The organism is Bosea beijingensis (genome assembly GCF_030758975.1).
Taxonomy (GTDB): domain Bacteria; phylum Pseudomonadota; class Alphaproteobacteria; order Rhizobiales; family Beijerinckiaceae; genus Allobosea; species Allobosea beijingensis.
In genome coordinates this window covers 1,156,095-1,178,942 of sequence record NZ_CP132359.1, presented here as the reverse complement: position 1 = coordinate 1,178,942, position 22,848 = coordinate 1,156,095, and the positions used below count along the sequence as shown (strand labels likewise).

Here is a 22,848-nt window from a genome sequence, read left to right as displayed (position 1 = left end):
TGCTTCCTCCCTAGCTCGTCGCCGGTCCGTTGGACGGCTCGACATTCACCAGGAACGCCTTGAACTCGGGCGTATCGGTGTTGGCGTCGCCGACGAACGGGGTGAGGCTGTTGGGGCCGAAGCCCTTCTTGGCCGCACCGGTGAAGCCCCAGTGGAGCGGGATGCCGACCACGTGGACGGTCTTGCCGTCGCAGACGAGCGGCTTGATGCGCTTGGTCACCACTGCCTTGGCATAGACCGCGCCACGGGCGGACGAGACCTTCACCCAGCCGCCCTTGTGGATGTTCTTCTCCGCGGCTAGCTGCTCGCTGATCTCGACGAAGAACTCAGGCTGCAGGACGGCATTCACCCAGACATGCTTCGTCCAGAAGTGGAAATGCTCGGTCAGGCGGTAGGAGGTCGCCGCATAGGGGAACTTGTCGGAGGTCCCGAGTGCGGCGAGGTCGTCCTTGAAGATGCGCGCGACCGGGTTGCCGCGGATCTTCGGAGCCGTGACGTTGGCGATCGGGCTTTCGAACGGCTCGTAATGGGCCGGGAAGGGGCCGTCCCGCATCAGGCCGCGCGAGAACAGCCGCGCCGACCCTTCCGGGTTCATGATGAACGGTCCGACATCCCGCGGCTTGGCGTTCACCGCGATGTCGGGGACATCGTAGCCGGTCCAGGCCGTGCCGTTCCACTCGATCAGCTTGCGCCTGGGGTCCCAGGGCTTGCCGTCGAGATCGGCCGAGGCGCGGTTGTAGAGGATGCGCCGGTTGGCCGGCCAGGAGAAGGCCCAGTTCAGATAGGCGCCGGTATTGCCGGGGTCGTTGGTGTCGCGCCGGGCCATCATGTTGCCCCGCTCGGTCCAGCTCCCCGAATAGATCCAGCAGCCGCAGGCGGTCGAGCCGTCGTCGCGCAACTGGCCGAAGGCATCGACCTGCTTGCCCTTTTCCAGCAGCACCTTGGTGGGGTCTGCCGGATCGGTGACGGTAGAGACGACGTAGCCGTTGAGCTCTTTGGCGATCTCGTCGGCCTGCGGGTCCTGCGGATCGCGATAGGGCCAGTGCAGGTTGACGATCGGATCGGGGAAGGCGCCGCCTTCCTTGGCGTAGAGCGCGCGCAGGCGCATGTGGATCTGCGCCATGATCCAGGCGTCGGTCTTCGCTTCGCCCGGAGGTTCCTGGCCCGGCCAGTGCCATTGCAGCCAGCGGCTGGACGAGACCAGCGAGCCTTCGTCCTCGGCGAAGCAGGTCGTCGGCAGTTCAAAGACCTCGGTCTGGATCGACTCGGGCTTGACGTCGTTATGGACGCCCTCGTCCTTCCAGAAACGCGATGTCTCCGTCTGCAACGGGTCCATCACCACCAGGAACTTCAGCTTCGACAGCGAGGCCGTGATCTTGCCCCGGTTGGGAGCCGAGAGCAGCGGGTTGAAGCCCTGGCAGAAATAGCCGTTGACCTTGCCCTGATGCATCAGGTCGAAGGTCCGCAGCATGTCGTAGCCGGCGACGTCGAGCTTCGGCAGCCACTGGTAGGCGAAGTCGTTCTCGGCCGTCGCGGCCGGTCCCCACATCGACTTCAGGAAGCTCACCATGAACTTCTTGTAGTTCTGCCAGTAGCTCATCTGGTTGGGCCGCAGCGGCTTGAAGCCGCGCGTCGACATATAGGTCGAAAAATCGACCTCCCGGTCCTTCGGGATCGCCAGATAGCCGGGGATCAGGTCCGACATCAGGCCGATATCGGTCAGTCCCTGGATGTTGGAATGCCCGCGCAGCGCATTCATGCCGCCGCCGCGCACGCCGATATTGCCGAGCAGGAGCTGCAGCATCGCCATCGAGCGGATGTTCTGCGCGCCCTTGGAATGCTGCGTCCAGCCGAGCGCGTACATCGACGTCATCGTCTTGTCGCGCGTCGAGCATTCCGCGATCATCTTGCAGATCGCCAGGTACTTGTCCTTTGGCGTGCCGCAGATGCGCTCGACCATCTCCGGCGTGTAGACGGAGACGTGCTTCTTCAGGAGCTGGTAGACCGAGCGCGGATGCTGCAGCGTCTCGTCGACCTGGACATAGCCGTCCGGCCCTAGCTCGTATTCCCAGCTCGAGCGGTCGTAGTCGCGCTTGGCCTCGTCATAGCCGGTGAAGAGGCCGTCCTGATAGTTGAAGCCGTCCTTCACGATATAAGGCGCGTTGGTGAAGGCGCGCACGTAGTCGTGCTGGATCTTGTCGTTGTCGATGCAGTACTTCATCACCCCGAGCAGGAAGGCGATGTCGGTGCCTTGCCGGATCGGCGCATAGAAATCCGCGACCGAAGCCGAGCGCGTGAAACGCGGGTCGACGACGATCAGCTTGGCGCCACGCTGGGCTTTCGCCTCAGTGACCCATTTGAAGCCGCACGGATGCGCTTCGGCGGCATTGCCGCCCATGATGATGACGAGGTCGGTGTTCTTGATGTCCGTCCAGGAGTTGGTCATCGCACCGCGACCGAATGTTGGGGCCAGACTGGCCACCGTCGGTCCGTGTCAAACGCGCGCCTGGTTGTCGAACGCCAGTACTCCGAGGCTCCGCACGACCTTGTAGGTCACGAAGGCCGTCTCGTTGGTGGTTGCCGATGCCGCCAGGAAGCCCGTGGTCAGCCAGCGGTTGACCGTCGTGCCGTCCTGGTTCTTGGCAATGAAGTTCTTATCGCGATCGTCCTTCATAAGGCGCGCTATGCGGTCTAGCGCCTCGTTCCAGCTGATCTGCTTGAACGCCTTCTCGCCCGGGCCGCGATATTGCGGGACCTTCGTGCGCGTCTCGGAATGGACGAAGTCGAGGAGGGCGGCTCCCTTCGGGCAGAGCGTGCCGCGATTGGTCGGGTGGTCCGGGTCGCCTTCGATATGGATGATCGCCGGATGGGCGTTCTTGGACTTGTCGCCCAGGCTGTACATGATCACGCCGCAGGCGACGGAGCAGTACGGACAGGTATTTCGTGTTTCCGTGGTGCGCGCCAGCTTGAAGGGCCGCACGGCCTGGGCAAGCGCCTCTTCGGCACCCCCGAACCCAAGCGCGGCGACGGCAGAACCGGCGACACCCGCACCTGCGGCTTTCAGAAACTGGCGACGCGAGAGCTCATGCAGCATCTCAACCTCCCAGGCGAACGACAAGGCGTTGTTCAATTTAGAATAGTGAAACTCTGAGGCGGGGGCGTCAAGGCGCGCCTTCTGTCGCCCTGAAGGCCGCTTCTTAGACTTTGGGTGTAGGACGTTTTTGCCTGCGAGGCGTTGCACGACCGGGCTGTCGCGGTGTCCGGAGGCTTCGAAAGCAATGCCCGCGCCGCGCTTCTGCGCTTCCCGTGCCGGATGCCTCAGGCGGGAAGCTCCGCAACATCGCTGAGGGAGCGGGGGCCAACTGGCCCCCGCGCGTCGCACTTCTCAGCGCGACATCATCTGCAGCGGCCACATTACGATCTGCGGGAAGATGACCAGCAGGGCGAGCACGACGAGCTGGGCGACCATGAAGGGCGTCACGCCCTTGATGACGCCCGTCATCGGCACCTTGGCGACGCCGCAGACCACGTTGAGCACGGTCCCGACCGGCGGCGTCACCAGGCCGATGGCATTGTTCATGATGAACAGAACGCCGAAATAGACCGGGTCGATGCCCGCCTGCTTGACCACCGGCATCAGCACCGGGGTCAGGATCAGAACCGTCGGTGTGAAGTCCAGCGCCGTGCCGACGATGAACACCATCACCATCAGGATGGCCATCAGCAGGGTCTTGTTCTCCATGAAGGGCGCGACCATGTCGGCGACCTGCTGGGGAATGTTGGCCGTGGTGATCAGCCAGGCCGAAACGCCGGCTGCGGCGACCAGGAACATGATGACGGCGGTGGTCTCGGCCGCGCGGTACATCAGGCCGAACAGGTCGGGGACCTTGATCTCGCGATAGATGAAGACGCCGACGAAGAGCGAGTAGGCGGCAGCGATGACCGCCGCTTCTGTCGGTGTGAACCAGCCGACCTTCAGGCCGCCGATAATGACAACGGGCAGCACGAGCGCCCAGCCGGCATTGCGGGTTTCGATCAGCCTCTCGCGCATGCTGCGCTTCGGCTCGACGCGCGGGTTGTCGCGCTTGATGCTCCAGCGCCAGGCCAGCATGATCGCGATGCCCATCATCACGCCCGGCACGATGCCGGCGATGAACAGCTTGGTGATCGAGACGCCGCCGGTGACGCCGAAAATGATCATGCCGATCGAGGGCGGGATCACCGGCGCGATGATGCCGCCGCAGGCGATCAGGCCGCAGGAGCGGTTGATGTTGTAGCCGGCATTGCGCATCAGCGGGATCAGCACGGAAGCCAGCGCCGCTGTGTCGGCGACGGCCGAGCCCGAGAGCGAGGCCATGATGACGGCGGCAATGACCGCGACATAGCCGAGGCCGCCGCGGATATGGCCGATCCACGCCATCGCCATGGTGATGATCCGGCGCGTCATGCCGCCGGCATTCATCAGCTCGCCGGCCAGCATGAAGAAAGGCACGGCCAGCAGCGGGAAGGAGTTGGCGCCGTCCCACATGTTCTGGATGATGATCTGCGGGTCCGAGATGCCCATGTAGAGCATCATGGCGAGACCGCAGCCGATCAGTGCGAAAGCGACCGGCATGCCCAGCGCCATCAGGCCCAGCAGCGACGTGATGAAGACGAAGACGATCACGGCTTGGCTCCCTGCGCCTTCATGTCGCGCTCGGCTTCGAGGCCTTCCGCCATCCCCTCCTCGTGTACGTCGATCAGCTCGTCGTCGGAGACCTCGCCGCGTGCGAGGCGGATCAGGTTCGACAGGCAGATCAGCGCGATCGCGGCGCCGGTGACATAGCTCACGCCATAGACCCAGATCATGCTGAGCTGCGCGACCGGGGAGGCGTTGCCGGCGATGATGTCGTGCTGGAGGTAAGTGCCGTAGAAGATGAACAGCGCGCAGATCAGCATGATGACCTGGCTGATCGCCCAGCAGACCTTGCGGCCGAAGATCGGCAGGGCCTGGACCACCATGTCGACGCCGAGATGGCTGCGCCGGTGCAGGCCGATGATGCCGCCCAGAAAGGTCATCCAGACGAAGGCGAAGCGCGGGATTTCCTCGGACAGGTCGATGCCGGTGTTGAAGAACAGCCGTAGCATCACGTTGCCGAAGACCATGACCAGCATCACGGCCATGCAGATCACGAGGATGATCTCGATCAGACGGTAGAAACCGTCCGTCGCGATCTTGAGGGCGCTGGTCATCGGTCACCTCGCCGGCGGCACTTTGAAGGAATCGCCGGCTCGGCGCCGGTATGCGGAAAAAGGGCAGCCGGCCGCTGGGGCCGGCTGCCGTCGCGTGCCTTACTTGGCGGCGCGGGCCTTTTCGATCTCGGCGACGAAGCCGTTCACGAATTCCTCGCCGATCTGGCTCTTGAACTTGTCGATCACCGGCTGGACCTTGGCCTGGACCTTGCGCAGGTCGTCGGCCGAGACGGTGTCCACCGACACGCCGGCTTCCTTGAACTTGGTGATCACGTCGCGGTCGCCCTCGTCGAGCAGCTTGCGCTGCAGCAGGCCGGCCTCGGTCGCGGCCTTCTGGACGCCGGCCTTGTCGCTGGCCGAGAGCGAATCCCAGAACTTCTTGGAGGCGACGAGCGCCACCGGCGTGTAGACGTGGTTGGTGATGGAGATGTGCTTCTGCACCTCCTGCATCTTGTTCGCCCACATGTGCTGAAGCGGGTTCTCCTGGCCGTCGAGCGCCTTGACCTCGAGGGCAGTGAACACTTCCGAGAAGGCCATCGGCACGGCGTTGGCGCCGATCGACTTCCAGGTGTCGAGCGCCACCGGGTTGGCCATCACGCGCAGCTTCAGGCCGTTGACGTCCTCGGCCGTTTTCACGGCGCGGCGGCTGTTCGAGAGGTTGCGGAAGCCCATGCCGGTCCAGGTCAGGCCGACGAGGCCGCTCGGCTCGATCTTCTCGAAGATCTTCTTGACCGAGGCGCCGTCGAGGACCGCGTAGACCTCCTTCTCGTTCTGGAACAGGAAGGGCAGGTCCCAGACCTGGACTTCCTTCACGCGCGTCGAGAGCGGCGCCAGCGTGCCGATATAGAATTCCTGCGTGCCGGCCTGCGTCGCCTGGAGCTGCTTCTCGTCGCTGCCGAGCATGGCCGAGTGGAACGCCTGAATCTTGACGTTGCCATTGGTGTAGGTGCCGGCGAGTTCCGCGAACTTGGCGACAGCGGTCGCCTGCGGATGCGTGTCGGGCATGGCATGGCCGATCTTGGCCTTGATCTCGGCCATGGCCGCCGTCGAGCCCAGCAGGGCCGCGGCCAGCGCGGCGATGAAAGCGAAGCGTGTCGGATGGGTCTTGGTCACGATACTCGTCTCCGGAACAATTGCTGCGGGATGTGTCACCGAACGAAGGCAGGCTCAACCGCCCGGCGGCGTTTTCCACCGCCGAGGCAGGGGCTTATTTCCGGTTCTTTTTGATCTCGGCGTAGAAGTCGTTGACGAAGGCGGCGCCGATCGTCTCGGTGTTCTTCTCGATCACCGGCTGGATCGCCTTGCGGATGGCGTCGAGTTCGGCCGCCGGCATCTCGGTCGTCGCCATGCCCTTGGCCTTGAGCTCGCCGAGCACCTCGCCCGCCTCGCGCAGTTCCGCCTCGCGCTGGAAGGCCCGGGTCGTCTCGGCCGCCTTCTGCACGGCCGCTTGCTGCTCCGGCGTGAGCGAGGCCCAGAATTTCTTCGAGGTCACCAGCGCGACCGGCGTGTACACGTGATTGGTGACGGTCAGATACTTCTGCACCTCGAACATCTTGTTCGCGTACATGTCGACGAAGGGGTGCTCGTAGCCGTCCAGCGCCTTGGTCTCCAGGGCGGTGTAGACCTCCGTGAACGCCATCGGCACGGCGTTCATGCCCATGGCGTTGAAGCTCGCCAGCGCCATCGGGCTCTGCATGACGCGGACCTTCAGGCCCTTCAAGTCGGCGAGCGTGGCGATCGGACGCTTGCTGTTCGAGAGGTTGCGGAAGGCGCCGCCCGACCAGGCGAGACCCTGTAGGTTCATGTCGGCGAGCCCGTCCAGCAGGCGCTTGCCGGCCGGGCCGTCGAGCACGGCGGCGGCCTCGGCATCGGTCGCGAACAGGAACGGGAAATCGAAGATCTGCAGCTCTTTCTTGCGTGCCGCGATCGGCGAGAGCGCACCCATGTAGAAATCGATCGTGCCGGCCTGCGTCGCGATCAGCATCTTCTCCTCGGAGCCGAGCGCGGCATTGCCGAAGACATCGACCTTGACGCTGCCATTCGTCGCCTTGGCGACCTCTTCCGCGAAGCGGCGCATGGCGGTGGCGCGGGGGTGCGAGTCGGCGAAGGAGTGGCCGAGCTTGGCGGTCTTCACGGCCTGCGCGCTTGCGGGGGCGAGACCTGACGATGCGAGCGCTGCTCCGGCAACAAGCAGCGTCCGGCGGGTTCCGTTGAACATATCGGGCCTTCCCTGTGCTTGGCGCGTTGTGTCGCTCTGAAGGCGGGCGCCGTTGCGGCACCCATAACGCGGCAGAAGTCAGGTTGTCAAACAACTGACAACGTGACAATGATGACCCAGCAGGAACCCACCATGCAGCTCTCATCCATCGGATCACGGCCCAATCTCGCGAGCGATGCCGCCACCGCGCTGGCGACCTCGATCCGTTCGGGCGCCTTGCAACCGGGCGATCGGTTGCCGTCCGAGACGGAGCTTGCCCGTCAGCTCGGCGTCAGCCGGCCGGTAGTGCGCGAGGCGATCGCCTATCTGAGGGCCGACGGCATCGTCGAAAGCCGGCGGGGCCTCGGGCTTTTCGTCAACCAGCAGGATTCATTGCGTTTGCGCCGGGCCGAGATCGCGGCCTCCGAGCAGTCGATCCTGCAATTCCTGGAATTCCGCCTCGGCCTGGAAGTCGAGGCAGCGCAACTGGCCTCGCTGCGCCATACGCCGGAGGATCTCGCGCGAATGGAAGCGGCCGAGGCCGCGCTGAACGTCGCTGACGATGCCGGGGAGGACAGTTCCGCCCATGACCTCGCGCTCCACCTCGCCATCGCGACGGCCGCGCATAACCCGCTCTTCCTGACCGTGCTCCAGTTCGTGTCGAGTCCGCTGCTCAACTCGATCCGCAGCATGCGCGACAAGGATCGCGGCGAGGATTCCAACATCGCGATCCGCCGCGCCGACCACGCCGCGATCCTCGGCCGCATCCGCGCCCGCGATCCGGCCGGCGCCGGCGAGGCGATGCGCAAGCATATCGGCGAATCCTATCGCCGCTACGCCGCCCAGCTTGCCGCGAGCGGCATGGTGCCGGCCCATCCGGCCATCCAATCCACGCCGAAACAGGACGCTTGAGCTTGACCTCTCCCTTCGATCTTTCCGGGCGCACTGCGCTCGTGACCGGTTCCTCGCGCGGGCTCGGCCGTGCCATGGCCGAAGGGCTTGCGGCCGCGGGCGCCAGCATCATCCTCAACGGCGCCGATGCCGGACGCCTCGCCGAGGCGGTCGCCGCGATGAGCGCGGCCGGCCACAAGGCCCGCGGCCTCAACTTCGACGTGACGGACGAGCAGGCGGTTGTCGCCGCCTTCGCGGCGCTCGATGCCGAGGGCGTCGCGGTCGACATCCTCGTCAACAATGCCGGCATCCAGTTCCGCAAGCCGATGCTGGAGCTGGAGACGGCCGACTGGCGCCGCGTGCTCGACACCAACCTGACCAGCGCCTTCATGGTCGGCCGCGAGGCGGCCCGACGCATGGCCAAGCGCGGTCAGGGCAAAGTCATCAATATCGGCTCGCTGACCAGCGAGCTCGCCCGCGCCACCGTCGCGCCGTACACGGTGGCGAAGGGCGGCATCAAGATGCTGACCAAGGCCATGGCGGCAGAATGGGGCGAGCTCGGCATCCAGGCCAATGCGATCGGCCCCGGCTACATGATCACCGACATGAACCAGGCGCTGATCGAGAACCCGGCCTTCGACGCCTGGGTGAAGGGTCGCACACCCGCCCGCCGCTGGGGTCGCCCGGACGAGCTCGCTGGCACCTGCGTCTACCTTGCCTCATCGGCTTCCGACTATGTCAGCGGCCAGATCATCTATGTCGACGGCGGCATGATCTCGGTGCTGTGAACCCCCGATAACCGACCAGCGGCGAGGGGGCTTCCCACCTGCTCGCGACAGATTGAACAGGACGAAACGCCATGAAGATCACCGCCATCGAAACCCTGCGCGCCGAGGAATTCGGCAATGTGCTCTGGGTCCGCGTCCACACCGATTCCGGCCATATTGGGCTCGGCGAGACCTTCTACGGCGCAGCTTCCGTCGAGGCGCATATCCACGACACGCTGGCCGGGCGCCTGCTCGGCAAGAACCCGCTGCATATCGAGGCGCTGCATCGCGAGATGACCAACCTGCCGATGGCGCAGTCCTCGACCGGAGCGGAATCCCGCGCGACCTCGGCGATCGACATCGCGCTCTGGGATCATTTCGGCAAGGTCTGCGGCCTGCCGGTGCATCAGATGCTCGGCGGGCTCTGCCGCGACAAGCAGCGCATCTACAACACCTGCGCCGGCACCCGCTATGTCCGCTCCAGCAACATCAAGCCGGTTTCGAACTGGAGCCTCGGCGACGAGGGCAGCCCCTATGAGGACCTCGACGGCTTCATGAACCGCGCCGATGCGCTGGCCGAGAACCTGCTGGAGCAGGGCATCACCGCCATGAAGATCTGGCCCTTCGATCCGCCCGCGATCGAGAACCAGGGTCTCTACATCACCGCCGAGCAGATGAAGAAGGCGGTCGAGCCCTTTGAAAAGATTCGCAAGGCCGTCGGCGACAAGATGGAGATCATGGTCGAGTTCCACTCGCTCTGGAACCTGCCGACCGCCAAGCAGATCGCCCGCGTGCTCGAGCCCTACAAGCCGACCTGGTACGAGGACCCGATCAAGATGAACTCGCCGCAGGCGCTGGCCGAGTACGCCCGCTCGACCGATGTCTGGGTCTGCGCCAGCGAGACGCTGGGCTCGCGCTGGCCTTACAAGGACATGCTGGAGCGCGACGCCGCCCATGTCGTGATGGTCGATCTGTGCTGGACCGGCGGCCTGACCGAGGGCCGCAAGATCGCCGCGCTGGCCGAGACTTGGCACCGCCCCTTCGCGCCGCATGACTGCATCGGCCCGGTCGGCTTCGTCGCGGCGGTCCACACCTCGTTCAGCCAGCCGAACACGCTGATCCAGGAATCGGTGCGCGCCTTCTATCGCGGCTGGTATCTGGAGCTGGTCACCGAGATGCCGCGCATCGAGGGCGGCTATGTCTACCCGATGGAAGCGCCGGGCCTCGGCGTCGACCTGCTGCCGTCGGTCTACGAGCGCTCCGACCTGACGGTGCGCCGCTCGACGCTCTGAGGAGGCCGGATGCGCGGCGCGGGCGCCAGGAGCCGTATATGACGTCTGGGTGCCGGAGCAGCTCGGTGGATCATCGAGCTGCTCCGGCACGATTCTTTGCGTCACCTCCCAAATGGGGGATGCACAATAACAATGGCTTTCTCAAAGACGCTCGAATATTCCAGCCGTTCGTATCTCTCATGGGGGGCTGCGACCTGTCGTTCTGAGCTGTCGACCTCGGCCAGAACGTCGCGTCACGGCTGTGCTTTGGCATGAACATCAGTGTATTCGCGCAGGAATATCTGCGCGCGGCGGTTCGCAAGCCGAGCCAGTTCCTGGAGGCGCGCCCGGCCCGGCTCTGCACCATCTGCGGCCATGAGGGGCGCTTCCTCGATGTCGGCCCGCGACCCGAGGCGCGCTGCCCGAACTGCTCCTCCAAGGAGCGCGACCGGATCATGGGGCTCTATCTGCGCGCCAACCGCCTGGATCTGACCGACAAGGCCGTGCTGCATTTCTCGCCGGAACGGCCGTTTTTCCGCTTGTGGAGGAACAACCCCCGCTATGTCGCCGGGGACGTCAAGATCAGCAAGGTCGCCAACGCCGTGGTCGACATCACCAGGATCCAGTTCGACGACGACCATTTCGACTACGTGATCTGCCATCATATTCTGGAGCACGTCCCCGACGACGCCCAGGGCATGCGCGAGTGCTTCCGCGTCCTGAAGCCCGGCGGCACCGCCTTCTTCTCGGTGCCGCTCGACCAGTCGCGGGCCGAGACCTGGGAGCCGCCGGCGGGCATGCTGGCCGCGGAGATCGAGCGCATCTGTGGCTGGGACCATGTCCGGCTTTATGGCCGCGACTTCCCCGACAAGCTTGCCGCCGTCGGTTTCGACGTCGACGAGATCAGGTTCTCGGCGGAGGACGGCGACCGCAGCCGCCTGACCGAAAAGCACGAGCTCGAGCCCCAGGGGCTCGACCGCATCTTCGTCTGCCGGAAGTGACCGGTAGCGGCGCTGCTGCTCTATCCGATCGAATGCGTGAGGGATCGCGGCTCGCAGGAGCCGCGATCCCTTTTCGCGTCGACCCTGCGGATCACTCCGCCGGGGCCATCAGCGGCTCGTCGAGGAAATCGGGCAGTTGGCCGGCGAGCGCCGCCTTCAGCCGGTTCTCGTCGAGTTCGCCTTCCCAGCGCGCCACCACGATCGTGGCGACGGCGTTGCCGATGAAGTTGGTCACCGCGCGGCATTCCGACATGAAGCGGTCGATGCCGAGGATCAGCGCCATGCCCGCGACGGGCACGGCCGGAACCACCGAGAGCGTGGCCGCCAGCGTGATGAAGCCCGCGCCGGTGATGCCGGCCGCGCCCTTCGAGGACAGCATCGCGACGAGCAGCAGCAGGATCTGGTCGCCGAGCGGCAGGTGGATATCCATCGCTTGCGCGATGAACAGCGCCGCCAGCGTCATGTAGATATTGGTGCCGTCGAGATTGAAGGAATAGCCGGTCGGGATCACGAGGCCGACGACCGAGCGCTTGCAGCCGGCGGCTTCCATCTTCTCCATCAAGCTCGGCAGCGCCGCTTCCGAGGAGGAGGTGCCGATGACGAGCAGGATCTCGTCCTTGATGTAGCGGATCAGCGCCAGGATCGAGAAACCGTTGTAGCGGGCGACGGCACCGAGCACGACCAGCACGAAGACCGCCGCCGTGATGTAGAAGGTCAGGATCAGGAAGGCGAGATTGGCGACCGAGCCGATGCCGTAGCGGCCGATGGTGAAGGCCATCGCGCCGAAGGCGCCGATCGGGGCGGCCTTCATCAGGATCGCCACCAGCTTGAAGATCGGGGTCGAGAGCGCCTGCAGGAAGTCGAGCACCGGCTTGCCGCGCTCGCCGACCATCGCCAGCGACAGGCCGAACAGCACCGAGAAGAACAGCACCTGCAGGATGTCGCCCGAGGCGAAGGCGCCGACGATCGTTTCCGGGATGATGTTCTGCAGGAAGCCGACGATGCTCGTGTCATGCGCCTTGGCGGCGTAGCCCTGCACGGCCTTTGCGTCGAGGCTGGCGGGATTGATGTGCAGGCCGGCGCCGGGCTGGATCAGGTTGCCGATGACGAGGCCGACGATCAGGGCCAGCGTCGAGAAGCACAGGAAATAGATCATCGCCTTGCCGGCGACGCGCCCGACCTTCTTCATGTCGGTCATGCCGGCGATGCCGGTCGAGACCGTCAGGAAGATCACCGGCGCGATGATCATCTTCACCAGCTTGATGAAGGAATCGCCGAGCGGCTTCAGGGCGGCGCCCTGTTCCGGCCAGAAATGGCCGAGCAGGATGCCCGCTGCGATGGCGAACAGCACCTGCACATAGAGATGCTGGTAGAACTTCTTCGGGCGCGCCGGCTGAGCGGGCGCGATGATCGGGGTCGCCATGTTCTGCTCCTTGGGTCGGCGGTCGTCTTGCTTTTGTTCGAAACCGCTGCCCCTCTTTCGCAACCGGCGTGCCAACCGGCCTGGATTCAGGAAGGCAAATAAAAACAACGGCTTGCGATTCCTGGCGGAATCAATCTGCGAATGTCCCGAGCGGAGTTCCGCACGCCCCCTCTTGATTTGTGCGGGATTCCGCACAACGACTGAGGGATGAGCCGCTCCTGGCGCGATCCATGGAAGAATGCCACGACGCAGCGCTGGCTGGTCTTCGGGCTAGTCGTCGCCGCGCTGGCCATCGCCGCGCTGTTTGCGGCCGGCGAGATCGGCCGCAGCCGGGCCGTCGCCGCGACTGAGAGCCGGGCCGCCGATGGCGGCACGCTGGCGCTCGCCATCCTGCGTGGCGAGTTGGAGAAGCAGCGCGCCCTGCCGGTGATCCTGGCGCGCGATCCCGATGTGCGGCAGGCACTGACCGGTGGCAGTCGCCACGGGCTCGACCTCAAGCTGGAGGCGATCGCGAAGGAAGCCCGGGCGGCGGTGATCTATCTGCTCGGCACGGACGGCGTCGCGATCGCGGCGAGCAACTGGAATGAGCCGACCAGTTTCGTCGGCAGCGACTACAGCTTCCGCGACTACTTCAAGGGTGCCGTGGCGAATGGATCAGCCGAGCAATTCGCTCTCGGCACCGTTAGTCAGCGCCCCGGTCTCTATGTCACCCGGCGGATCGAGGAGGGCGGCCGCAGCCTCGGCGTGATCGTCGTCAAAGCCGAGTTCGACCGCGTGGAGGCGGATTGGCGGGCGCTTGGCGGCCAGACCTATGTCGTCGACCGGCGCGGCGTCGTGCTGCTCTCGACGGTCGAGGATTGGCGCTTCCGCGTCGAGGCGCCGCTCGACACGGCGACCGCAGCCACGATCCGCGACACGCTCCAGTTCGGCGCTGCGCCGCTGACGATGCTGCCTTTGCGGGAGCGCGGCGATCTCGTTCAGAGCGCAGGCGCCTTCGCCGGCCGCTATGTCCGCATCCGCCAGCCCGTCGCGACGACGGATTGGCTGCTGAAGGTGCTCCAGCCTGTCGATGCCGCGATCACGGCCGGCCGTTCGCAATCGCAGGCGCTCGTCGCGCTCCTGCTGATGCCGGGGATAGGGTTGGCCGGCTTTGCCCTCTATCGCCGCCAGCGCAATCTCGCCCGGCAGGAGGCCGATGCCCGCTCCAAGGCCGAACTGGAGGATCGCGTTGCCGAACGCACCGCCGAGCTTGCCGGGGCCAATGAACGCCTCGTCGCCGAGATGGCGAAGCGCACCCGCGCACAGGAGCGCCTCTCCAATCTCCGCGAGGAACTGGCCAAGGCCAACCGCCTCGCGACGCTCGGCCAGATCACCGCCGGCGTCGCCCATGAGGTCAACCAGCCCCTGGCGGCTTTGCGGACCTATGCCGAGAACGCCCGCACCTTTCTCAAGCGCGCCGAGCCGGCGGATGCGGATGGCGCTCTGGTCCGGATCGTCTCGCTGACGGACCGGATCGGCGCGATCACCGAGGCGCTCCGCGGTTTTGCCCGGCGCAGCAAGGAGCCGCTCGCCCCGGTTCCGATCAACACCATCATCGACGGCGCCTTGACCTTGCTCGAAGGCCCCTTGCGGCAGGCCGGCGTGACGCCGCTCGTCACCGCTCCGCCGGAGCCGGTCCACGTCATCGCCCGTCCGATCGAGCTGGAGCAGGTCTTCGTCAACCTGCTGCGCAATGCGATCGAGGCGCTGATGGAAGGCGGGCAAGGCGGCGAGCCCGCTCTTGCGATCAAGGTCACGCCAGGCGAAGACCGGGTCGAGATCGCGATCACGGACCGTGGCCCAGGCCTGTCGGAGCAGGCGCTGGCGCAGCTCTTCGTTCCGTTCAGCACCTCCAAGCCCAAGGGGCTCGGCCTCGGGCTGGTGATCTCGCAGGACATGATCGTCTCCTTCGGCGGCACCTTGACCGCGACGAGCGCTCCCGGAGCCGGAGCCAGCTTCGTCATCAACCTCGAAAGGGCGTCGGCATGAGCGATTCCGCAGGCTCCATCGCCGCGATCGAGGTCTCCTTTGTCGACGACGATCCCGACCTGCGCGACGCCAATGTCCAGGCCTTGCGCCTTGCAGGCTTTCTCGCGGTGGCGCTGTCCTCGGGTGCGGCGGCGCTGGAGCGGATCGGGCCGGACTATGCCGGCATCGTCGTCACCGATATCCGCATGCCGGGCATGGACGGGATCGAACTGTTCCGGCGGCTGCGGGCGCTCGACCCGGATATCCCGGTGATCATGATCTCCGGCCATGCCGATATCGCCACTGCCGTCGGCGCGATGAGCGAGGGCGCCTATGACTTCATCGCCAAGCCCTATGCCGGCGAGCGCCTTGTCGAGACTTTGCGGCGCGCGGCCGAGAAACGCGCGCTCGTCCTCGAGAACCGCCGCCTGCGGGCGCTCGCCGGGCAGGGCGAGGAGGAGACCGCGCTGATCGGCGAGACCCCGGCGATCACGCGCCTGCGCCAGACCATCCGCGAACTCGCCGATGTCGATGTCGACGTGCTCGTGCTTGGCGAGACCGGGACCGGCAAGGAGGTCGTCGCCAGCCTGCTGCACCGGCTCGGGCGGCGCCGCGAAAAGCCTTTCGTCGCGCTGAACTGCGGCGCGCTGCCCGATAGCGTCATCGAAAGCGAGCTCTTCGGCTACGAGCCCGGCGCCTTCACCGGCGCGCAGAAGAAGCGGATCGGCCGCATCGAGCATTCCAGCGGCGGCACGCTCTTCCTCGACGAACTGGAGAGCATGCCGCCTTCGGCCCAGGTCAAGCTGCTGCGCGTGCTGGAGATGCGCGAGATCGCGCCTTTGGGCTCGAACGACCTGCGCCGCGTCGATCTCCGGGTCGTGGCCGCGACAAAGGTCGATCTCGGCGATCCTGCCCAGCGCCGCGATTTTCGCGAGGACCTCTTCTATCGCCTGAACGTCGCGACGCTGCGCATTCCGCCCTTGCGCGAGCGCCGCCGCGACATCCCGCTTCTCTTCACGCGCTTCCTGGCGCGCGCGGCCGAGAAGTACCGCCGGCCGGTGCCGACGCTGGATCGCGCCGTCGAACGCCATCTGGTCGAGAACGACTGGCCCGGCAATGTCCGTGAGCTCGTCCATTTCGCCGAGCGTGTCGCACTCGGCCTCTCCAGCGATCTGCCGGCGCAATCGAACCGGGCAGAGGCCCCGGTCGCCAGCCTGCCCGACCGCCTCAACGCGATCGAGGCCAGCCTGATCCGCGAGGCGCTTGAAGCCAATCGCGGCGATGTCCGCGCGACGCTGGAGATGCTCGGCATCCCCCGCAAGACCTTCTACGACAAGCTCGCCCGCCACGGCATCGACCGGGCCGCTTACGCGATCGCGGAGTGAGCAAGGCTCAGCCGAACAGCGCCTGCGGATCGGGCGTATACCGCCCCAGCTTGTCGCGATCGATCGTGACGCCGAGCCCCGGCAGGTCGGGGATCGTCAGCCAGCCCTCGGCATCGAGCGCGAAGGGCTTGGCCAGGATGCCGTCGACATAGGGGCTGCCACCGATGAACTCGACGAGATCGGCATCGGGGAAGGCTGCGGCCATCTGCAAGTCGGCAGCGAGGCCGAGCGCCGTGTTCCAGCCGTGGCCGACATATTTGATGCCCAGATCATAGGCCATCCAGGCGATGCGGCGCTGCTCGGAGATGCCGCCGACCTTGGTGACGTCGGGCTGGACGATATCGAGCGCGCCCGTCGTCAGCCAGGGAATGAAGCTCTGCCGCCGCGTCAGGACCTCGCAGCCGGCGATCGGCACGGGCGAGGAACGGCGCAGCTCGCGATAATCGTCGATGGCGTCCGGCCGCACAGGCTCCTCGAACCAGCCGACCTCGTAATCCGCCAGCATCTCGGCGGTGCGCTTGGCCCATTTCAGCCCATGCGGCCAGAGCGCGTCGCTGGCGCCGGCATCGACGAAGAGCCTGGATTTATCACCTGCTGCCTCACGCGCCGCGCGCACGATCGCCTCGTCGAGCTTGACGTCGAGCGCCCGGCCGAACGGCCCCCAGCCGATCTTGAAGGCGCTGAAGCCCTTGTCGCGATAGCTCGCGACGACATCCTTCATCGCCGCTGGCTCCTCCATCAGGAGCGAGCAATAGGGCTGTACGCGCTCGCGGTAGCGCCCGCCGAGCAGCCGCCCGACGCTGAGACCCGTGGCCTGGCCGAGAATGTCCCAGAGCGCGATGTCGATACCGCTGATCGTATGGGTCAGCGTGCCGCCGCGCCCCATCCAGAAGGTGTTCTGGTGCAGCTTCTCGCTGACGAAATCGGGCGAGAGCGCGTCCGCACCGAGGAAGAGAGGCTCCAGCACCTTCAGGCCGGCCTGGACGAGCCGGCCGTCGGTGAAGACGCTGCCATAGCCGGTCAGGCCCTGGTCGGTATGGACGGCGATCAGCGCATGGATCGAATCCTCCGGCCGAATCTCGGCCGACCAGCCGCCCTTCGGACTTTCGCCGAAGAGGGGAGCGGCCTCGATGCGGGTGATGCGGAAGGGCGGGAGCCCTGCCGGTCGGCCGGCGGCGCGTGCCTGGGTGGGCTGGTCGTTCACGGCAAATCCCTTTCCCTGCGGCGCCTGGCGACGATGGTCTCGTAATCCATCGCGTGGTTCATGACGGTGATGTGCTCGTCGAGCGTGCGCGTGATCACCGCGATATCGCCGGCCTCGAAGGCCGCGAGCAGGTCGACATGCTCCTCGACCACGCCGGCCATCGGCTTGCCAAAGGTGGCGAGGCCGAAAATGATCGTACATTGCGGCGCCAGCGTCTCCCACAGGTCGAAGGTGACGCTGTTGCCGCCGAGCCGGCAGAGCGCGCGGTGGAAGCCGGTATCGGCGACCGCGACGCCATAGGCGCTGCCGCGCGCCGCCATCAGCTCCATCTCGGCCACGGCAGCACGGAGTTCGTCGAGATGAGCGCCACGATTGCGGCCGGCGGCAACGGCGCGCACGACGGCGCTCGCCTCCAGCGCGATCCGCGCCTCGATAAGGTCCGAGACCCGCTCGTTCGTCACCGGGCGGAGCCGGATGCCCTTGTAGGGCTCGCTGACCACGACGCCCTGGCTTTCAAGCAGGCGCAGGGCCTCGCGCACGGGCACGCGGCTGACCCCGAGCTTGCGGGCGAGGTCGACCTCGACGATCCGGTCTCCCGGCAGGATCAGCCCGGCGGCAGCGCCGGCGATGATCGCCTCGATCGCGTGGTCGACGAGCGTCTGCGGTTGCAGGGGCTGCCAGTCGGGAGCGGCGCTTTTCACCCGCTCCCGCATGGCCGCCTCAGATGCCTGCACTTGTCCGCCCGTATCCGTCATCCGGCTCTCTGCCTCTCGCTTGACAGGTCGTATGATCGTATACAATCATACGAAACGCAAGAGCGAGAGGGGTTCGCCATGGCGTCGGAAAGTCGGGTTCGGTGCGAGATCGACTTTGAAGCTTCGGGCCGGCAGGCCGGCTATCTGCGGGCGCCTCTGTCGCGCAATACCTCAGGCTGGGGTGTCGTGGAGATACCCGTCATCAGCGTGAAGAACGGTTCCGGCCCGACCATCCTTTTCACCGGCGGCGTGCATGGCGACGAGTACGAGGGCCAGATCGCGGTCTCGCGCCTCGCCCGAAGTCTCGATCCGGCGAAAGTGCAGGGCAGGGTGATCATGATCCCGGCGCTGAACATGCCGGCCGTGCTGAACGACACGCGGCTTTCGCCGGTCGACAATCGTGACATGAACCGCTGTTTCCCCGGCAATCCGCGCGGCACCTTCTCCGAGATGCTCGCCCATTTCGTCGATACGGTGGTGCTGCCGCTGGTCGATGTCTCCGTCGACCTTCATACCGCCGGGCATTCCGGCGACTCCGCGCTCTCGACCAACATGCACTACGTCGCCGACGCCAAGCTGCGTGAGCGGACCATGGCCGCCGCCGCCGCCTTCGGGGCACCCTACAATGTCGTGTTCTGGGGCGTCGATGAGGGCGCGACGCTGACCTCCTCGGTCGAGCGCCGCGGCATCCTCTCGCTCGGCACCGAGCTCGGTGGCTGGGGGCGGGTCAATGTCGAGGGCGTGCGCATCGCCGACCGCGCGCTGACCAATATCCTCAAGCATTGCGGCCTGATGGACGGCAAGCCCGATACGACCCAGCGTGACGGTTCGCCCGGCACCCGCCACATGATGGTGCGCGATGCCGCCGGCTATTCCTTCGCGCCCGCGGGCGGGCTGTTCGAGCCGCGCAATGTCGTCGGCGACATCTGCCGCGCCGGCGATCTCGCGGGCTACCTGCATTTCATCGAGGACATCGACCGCGACCCGCTGGAAGTGCGCTACCGCCGCGACGGCGTGCTGTGGATGTCCGCCGGCCCTGGCCGCGTCCAGCGCGGCGATGCGGTCGCCGTGCTGATGGAGGATTACGACGCGGTGCGCGCCGCCGCCTGACCAAGTTCACGCCTGAACGTGCCTGACCATCAATCCTGAGGGGACAAGAACATGGCAAAGCACATCATCTTCGGCGCCGCTCTCGCGGCGGCGCTTATGCTCGGAGGGGCCCAGAACGCGCTGGCCCAGCGCAAGGGCGGCGACGTCGTCATCGGCATCAGCCAGGCGCCGCCCTCGCTCGATGCGCAGATCACCTCGGCGCAGGCCTCGCGCAACGTCACGCTCCATATCTTCGAGACGCTCTATGCACGCGACGAGAATGCCAAGCCGGTGCCGGAGCTGGCCGAGGGCGTGACCATCTCGCCCGACGGCAAGACCTATGTCTTCCCGATCCGCAAGGACGTGACTTTCCATAACGGCAAGAAGCTCGATGCGGCCGATGTCGTCGCTTCGCTGGAGCGCTACCGCAAGGTCGGCGCCTCGCCAGCGCTGGTCGCCGCCATCGACACGATCAAGGCGAGCGGCGAGCACGAGGTCACGGTCACGCTGAAACAGGCGCAATCGACCTTCCTCGACAACCTCTCGTCGCCGCGCGCCCCGATCGCGATCTATCCGGCAAGCGAGGCCGCCAAGGAGGCCGGCAAGATCGAGGTCATCGGCACCGGCCCCTACAAGTTCGTCGAATACCGGCCGGACAGCCACGTCAAGCTGACGCGCTATGACGGCTATGCGCCCAATCCGAAGGGCACCGGCCGCGACGGCTTCGCCGGCAAGAAGGAGGCCTTCCTCGACACCGTGACCTTCCGCTTCATGCCGGAGGGTGGCGCCCGCAGCGCGGCGCTCGAAGCCGGCCAGATCCAGTTCAACGAGACCGTCGACGGTCCGACCGCCAAGCGCCTCGGCACCGACAACCGCTTCACCATCCACAAGGTGATGCCGTTCGGCCTGCAGGTCATCAAGTTCAACCAGGCGCAGGCACCGGCCAATGACGTGAACTTCCGGCTCGCCGTCCAGGCGGCGCTCGACATGGAGGAGATCATGGCGATCTCCTACGCTGATATCTACCAGATGGATCCGAGCTGGCTCTATCCGGGCGCAGCCTTTCACTCGATGGTCGGCAGCGACAAGTACAACAAGAGCGATATCAAGCTCGCCAAGGAGCTGCTCGCCAAATCCTCCTACAAGGGCGGCAAGATCACCTTCATCACCGATAATCTGCGCCCCAATGTCGACACCGCGACGCTGGTCCAGCAGAAGCTGAAGGAGATCGGCGTGGAGGTCGACATTACCGTCGCCGACTGGCCGACCGTTTCGAAGATCGGCTTCACCCCGACCGGTTGGACCTTCTGGACGCATGGCTTCGGCATCGAGCCCTATGAGGGACCGGGTTCGGTGATGGCGCCCTGGGTCAACGGCCTCTCGCAGCAGGCGAAGGACCCGGAGATCGACCGCATCGCCGCCGCCTTCAATGCCGAGATGGACGAAACCAAGCGCAAGGCCCTCTTCGATGCCTTCCAGAAGCACATGTACGATGCGGCGGTGGCAATGAAGGCCGGCAATTACGGGATCTTCCAGGCCTCGACGGCCAAGCTCAAGAACTTCAAGCCCTATCGCATCCCGCGCATGTGGGGCGTCTGGCTGGAGCCTTGAGCGCAACGGTCGATGCCTGCCTTCATAGGTATCGACCGACGCCATCATAGCCGTGTCGTCCCGGACAAGCCGCCGAGCGGCGCCGATCCGGGATCCATGCCTGAACCTTCTTCGGAAGCGCTCCGGTATGGATCCCGGGTCTCCCTCCGGTCGCCCGGGATGACCTCGTTTGTTTGAATGAAATTTTGACGCTCGGAAGGAGGGCGGCATGGGACATTTCCTGATCCGCCGGCTCGCGGGCGCCTTTCTCGTGCTCGTCCTGGTCTCGCTGATGTCCTTCGCGCTGATCTGGCTGGTGCCGGGCGATCCGGCAGCGGCCTTCCTCGACGCCTCGGCGACGCCCGATCAGGTCGCCAAGCTGCGCAGCGCGCTCGGGCTCGATCTCTCGCTGCCGCAGCAGATGCTCGGCTGGTACGGGCGCATCCTCAGTGGCGATCTCGGCCAGTCGATCCTGCTCAACCGCTCCGTAACGGCGGCCCTGATCGAGCGCCTGCCGGTCACGCTCTCGCTGGCGGCGCTGGCTCTGGCCTTCGCCGTGTTTTTCGGCGTCGCGGCCGGCATCATTGCGGCCGTCAATCACAATCGCTGGCCCGATCAGGCGGTGATGACAACGGCCTTGCTCGGACTCTCGGTGCCGGATTTCTGGCTCGGCCTCGTCATGGTGCTGGTCTTCGCCGTGTCGCTCGGCTGGCTGCCGAGCGGTGGCTTCACGCCCTTCCTGCAATCGCCGAGCGAATGGCTCCGCGGCATGGTCCTCCCGGCGCTGACGCTGGGGCTGGTGCAGGTCGGCTTCATCGCCCGCATGGCGCGCGCCTCGATGCTGGATACGCTCAGCCAGGACTATGTCCGCACCGCCGATGCCAAGGGGCTGGCCAAGCTCCATGTCGTCCTGCGTCATGCATTGCCGAATGCGATGATCCCGATCCTCACCGTGATCGGCATCGTCTCCGGCGCCTTGCTCGGTGGCGCGGTCATCGTCGAGCAGGTCTTCTCGATCCCCGGCATCGGCCGCCTGATCGTCGGCGCCATCGCATCGCGCGATTTCCCGGTGCTGCAGGGCGGCCTGCTCTTCCTCGCGGTCGTCTATCTCGCGATCAATCTCGTCGTGGACATCCTCTATGCCGTGGTCGATCCGCGCGTGAGGCTGGCCTGATGCAGGGCACGCCACTCGTCGGCCGCGCCCTCTGGGGGCGCCTCTTTCGCAACCGTTCCTTCGTGATCGGGGCCGTGCTGGTGCTGCTGATGGTCGCGATCGCGCTCGCCGCCGATTGGCTCACGCCCTTCGATCCGCTCAAGAGCAATGTCCGCGCCCGGCTCGCCGCGCCCAGCGCTGTCCACTGGTTCGGCACCGATCATTTCGGCCGCGACATCCTCTCCCGCGTCATGATCGGCGCCCGCATCTCGCTCGCCATCGGGGCCTGTACCGTGGTGCTGGCCGGGATTGCCGGCACGCTGAGCGGCGCCATCGCCGGTTATTTCTATCATCTCGACCAGCCGATCATGCGGATCATGGACGCGCTGATGGCCTTCCCCTCGATCGTGCTCGCCATGGTCGTCTCGGCGGTGCTCGGCGCCTCGCTCACCAATGTCGTGATCGCGCTCGCCATTGCCACGACCCCGCATACGGCCCGCATCGTGCGCGCCTCAGTCCTGATCGAGAAGGAGCAGGAATACATCGCCGCGGCGCGCTCGATCGGCGTCGGCGAATGGACCATCCTGTTCAAGCATGTGCTGCGCAACGTCGCCGGCCCGCTGATCGTGCGCCTGACCTATGTCTTCGCCATCGCGGTGCTGGCCGAGGCGGCACTGTCCTTCGTCGGTGCCGGCCCGCCGCCGCCAGCCGCCTCCTTCGGCTCGATCATCGCCCAGGGGCGCGATTTCATGCGCGAGGCCCCGTGGATCACGGTGTTTCCGGGCCTCGCGATCATCGCCTGCGTGCTCGGCCTCAACCTGCTCGGCGACGGCCTGCGCGACGTACTCGACCCCCGCCTGAAATTCTGACCCGCCGGAGCCGC

Annotated in this window: 18 protein-coding genes; 10 read left to right on the top strand and 8 right to left on the bottom strand. The window is 66.0% G+C overall.

The features are described from left to right. Window positions 1–10 precede the first annotated feature (10 nt). From fdnG to Q9235_RS05715, 5 genes are all read right to left on the bottom strand, one after another. Entirely contained in the window at window positions 11–3,094 is a 3,084-nt protein-coding gene (gene fdnG, locus Q9235_RS05735) for a formate dehydrogenase-N subunit alpha (RefSeq protein ID WP_306225867.1), read from the bottom strand. A 291-nt stretch (window positions 3,095–3,385) separates the two neighbouring features. Continuing rightward, window positions 3,386–4,666, bottom strand: a complete 1,281-nt coding sequence (locus tag Q9235_RS05730) for a TRAP transporter large permease (protein WP_306225866.1) — start codon at window positions 4,664–4,666, stop codon at window positions 3,386–3,388. Then, a complete protein-coding gene (locus Q9235_RS05725) occupies window positions 4,663–5,232 on the bottom strand; it encodes a TRAP transporter small permease (protein ID WP_306225865.1) in 570 nt (189 codons plus the stop codon). Before Q9235_RS05725 ends, Q9235_RS05730 begins: the two co-directional genes overlap by 4 nt. 99 nt (window positions 5,233–5,331) lie before the next feature. Beyond that, window positions 5,332–6,345, bottom strand: a complete 1,014-nt coding sequence (locus tag Q9235_RS05720; RefSeq protein ID WP_306225864.1) for a TRAP transporter substrate-binding protein — start codon at window positions 6,343–6,345, stop codon at window positions 5,332–5,334. Window positions 6,346–6,439: 94 nt separating this feature from the next. Beyond that, the gene (locus Q9235_RS05715; protein WP_306225863.1) at window positions 6,440–7,450 is read right to left on the bottom strand and encodes a DctP family TRAP transporter solute-binding subunit; all 1,011 of its coding nucleotides are present in this window, start codon (window positions 7,448–7,450) and stop codon (window positions 6,440–6,442) included. A 132-nt stretch (window positions 7,451–7,582) separates the two neighbouring features. Here Q9235_RS05715 and Q9235_RS05710 point away from each other — a divergent pair, with 132 nt between their 5' ends. The 4 genes from Q9235_RS05710 (at window position 7,583) to Q9235_RS05695 (ending at window position 11,359) form a co-directional block, all read left to right on the top strand. Then, the gene (locus Q9235_RS05710; protein ID WP_306225862.1) at window positions 7,583–8,341 is read left to right on the top strand and encodes a FadR/GntR family transcriptional regulator; all 759 of its coding nucleotides are present in this window, start codon (window positions 7,583–7,585) and stop codon (window positions 8,339–8,341) included. A gap of 2 nt (window positions 8,342–8,343) precedes the next feature. After that, a complete protein-coding gene (locus Q9235_RS05705) occupies window positions 8,344–9,108 on the top strand; it encodes an SDR family oxidoreductase (RefSeq protein WP_306225861.1) in 765 nt (254 codons plus the stop codon). Window positions 9,109–9,179: 71 nt separating this feature from the next. Continuing rightward, window positions 9,180–10,379, top strand: coding sequence for a mandelate racemase/muconate lactonizing enzyme family protein (locus tag Q9235_RS05700; protein ID WP_306225860.1), 1,200 nt, complete (start codon window positions 9,180–9,182; stop codon window positions 10,377–10,379). A gap of 251 nt (window positions 10,380–10,630) precedes the next feature. Then, entirely contained in the window at window positions 10,631–11,359 is a 729-nt protein-coding gene (locus tag Q9235_RS05695; RefSeq protein ID WP_306225859.1) for a methyltransferase domain-containing protein, read from the top strand. 91 nt (window positions 11,360–11,450) lie between these two features. Here the strand turns inward: Q9235_RS05695 and Q9235_RS05690 are convergent, their stop codons facing one another. Then, complete coding sequence (locus Q9235_RS05690; protein WP_306225858.1) at window positions 11,451–12,782, bottom strand: dicarboxylate/amino acid:cation symporter; 1,332 nt, start codon at window positions 12,780–12,782, stop codon at window positions 11,451–11,453. 207 nt (window positions 12,783–12,989) lie between these two features. Here Q9235_RS05690 and Q9235_RS05685 point away from each other — a divergent pair, with 207 nt between their 5' ends. Together Q9235_RS05685 and Q9235_RS05680 are read left to right on the top strand one after the other, a co-directional pair. Further along, a complete protein-coding gene (locus Q9235_RS05685; RefSeq protein WP_306225857.1) occupies window positions 12,990–14,810 on the top strand; it encodes a sensor histidine kinase in 1,821 nt (606 codons plus the stop codon). Continuing rightward, window positions 14,807–16,174 (top strand): sigma-54-dependent transcriptional regulator, encoded by a 1,368-nt coding sequence (locus Q9235_RS05680; protein ID WP_306225856.1) that lies wholly within the window; start codon window positions 14,807–14,809, stop codon window positions 16,172–16,174. Before Q9235_RS05685 ends, Q9235_RS05680 begins: the two co-directional genes overlap by 4 nt. Before the next feature lie 7 nt (window positions 16,175–16,181). Here the strand turns inward: Q9235_RS05680 and Q9235_RS05675 are convergent, their stop codons facing one another. Continuing rightward, a complete protein-coding gene (locus tag Q9235_RS05675) occupies window positions 16,182–17,378 on the bottom strand; it encodes a mandelate racemase/muconate lactonizing enzyme family protein (RefSeq protein WP_306225855.1) in 1,197 nt (398 codons plus the stop codon). Further along, complete coding sequence (locus tag Q9235_RS05670) at window positions 17,375–18,133, bottom strand: GntR family transcriptional regulator (protein ID WP_306225854.1); 759 nt, start codon at window positions 18,131–18,133, stop codon at window positions 17,375–17,377. The genes Q9235_RS05675 and Q9235_RS05670 overlap by 4 nt, the downstream gene beginning before the upstream one ends. A gap of 78 nt (window positions 18,134–18,211) precedes the next feature. Between Q9235_RS05670 and Q9235_RS05665 the strand changes: the two genes are divergently transcribed. The 4 genes from Q9235_RS05665 to Q9235_RS05650 all read left to right on the top strand — a co-directional run bounded on the left by Q9235_RS05665 (window position 18,212) and on the right by Q9235_RS05650 (window position 22,834). Further along, a complete protein-coding gene (locus Q9235_RS05665; RefSeq protein ID WP_306225853.1) occupies window positions 18,212–19,243 on the top strand; it encodes a succinylglutamate desuccinylase/aspartoacylase family protein in 1,032 nt (343 codons plus the stop codon). Window positions 19,244–19,294: 51 nt separating this feature from the next. Then, entirely contained in the window at window positions 19,295–20,833 is a 1,539-nt protein-coding gene (locus Q9235_RS05660; protein ID WP_306225852.1) for an ABC transporter substrate-binding protein, read from the top strand. 208 nt (window positions 20,834–21,041) lie between these two features. Beyond that, complete coding sequence (locus Q9235_RS05655) at window positions 21,042–21,986, top strand: ABC transporter permease (RefSeq protein ID WP_306225851.1); 945 nt, start codon at window positions 21,042–21,044, stop codon at window positions 21,984–21,986. Continuing rightward, window positions 21,986–22,834 (top strand): ABC transporter permease, encoded by an 849-nt coding sequence (locus Q9235_RS05650; RefSeq protein WP_306225850.1) that lies wholly within the window; start codon window positions 21,986–21,988, stop codon window positions 22,832–22,834. The genes Q9235_RS05655 and Q9235_RS05650 overlap by 1 nt, the downstream gene beginning before the upstream one ends. Window positions 22,835–22,848: the final 14 nt, after the last annotated feature.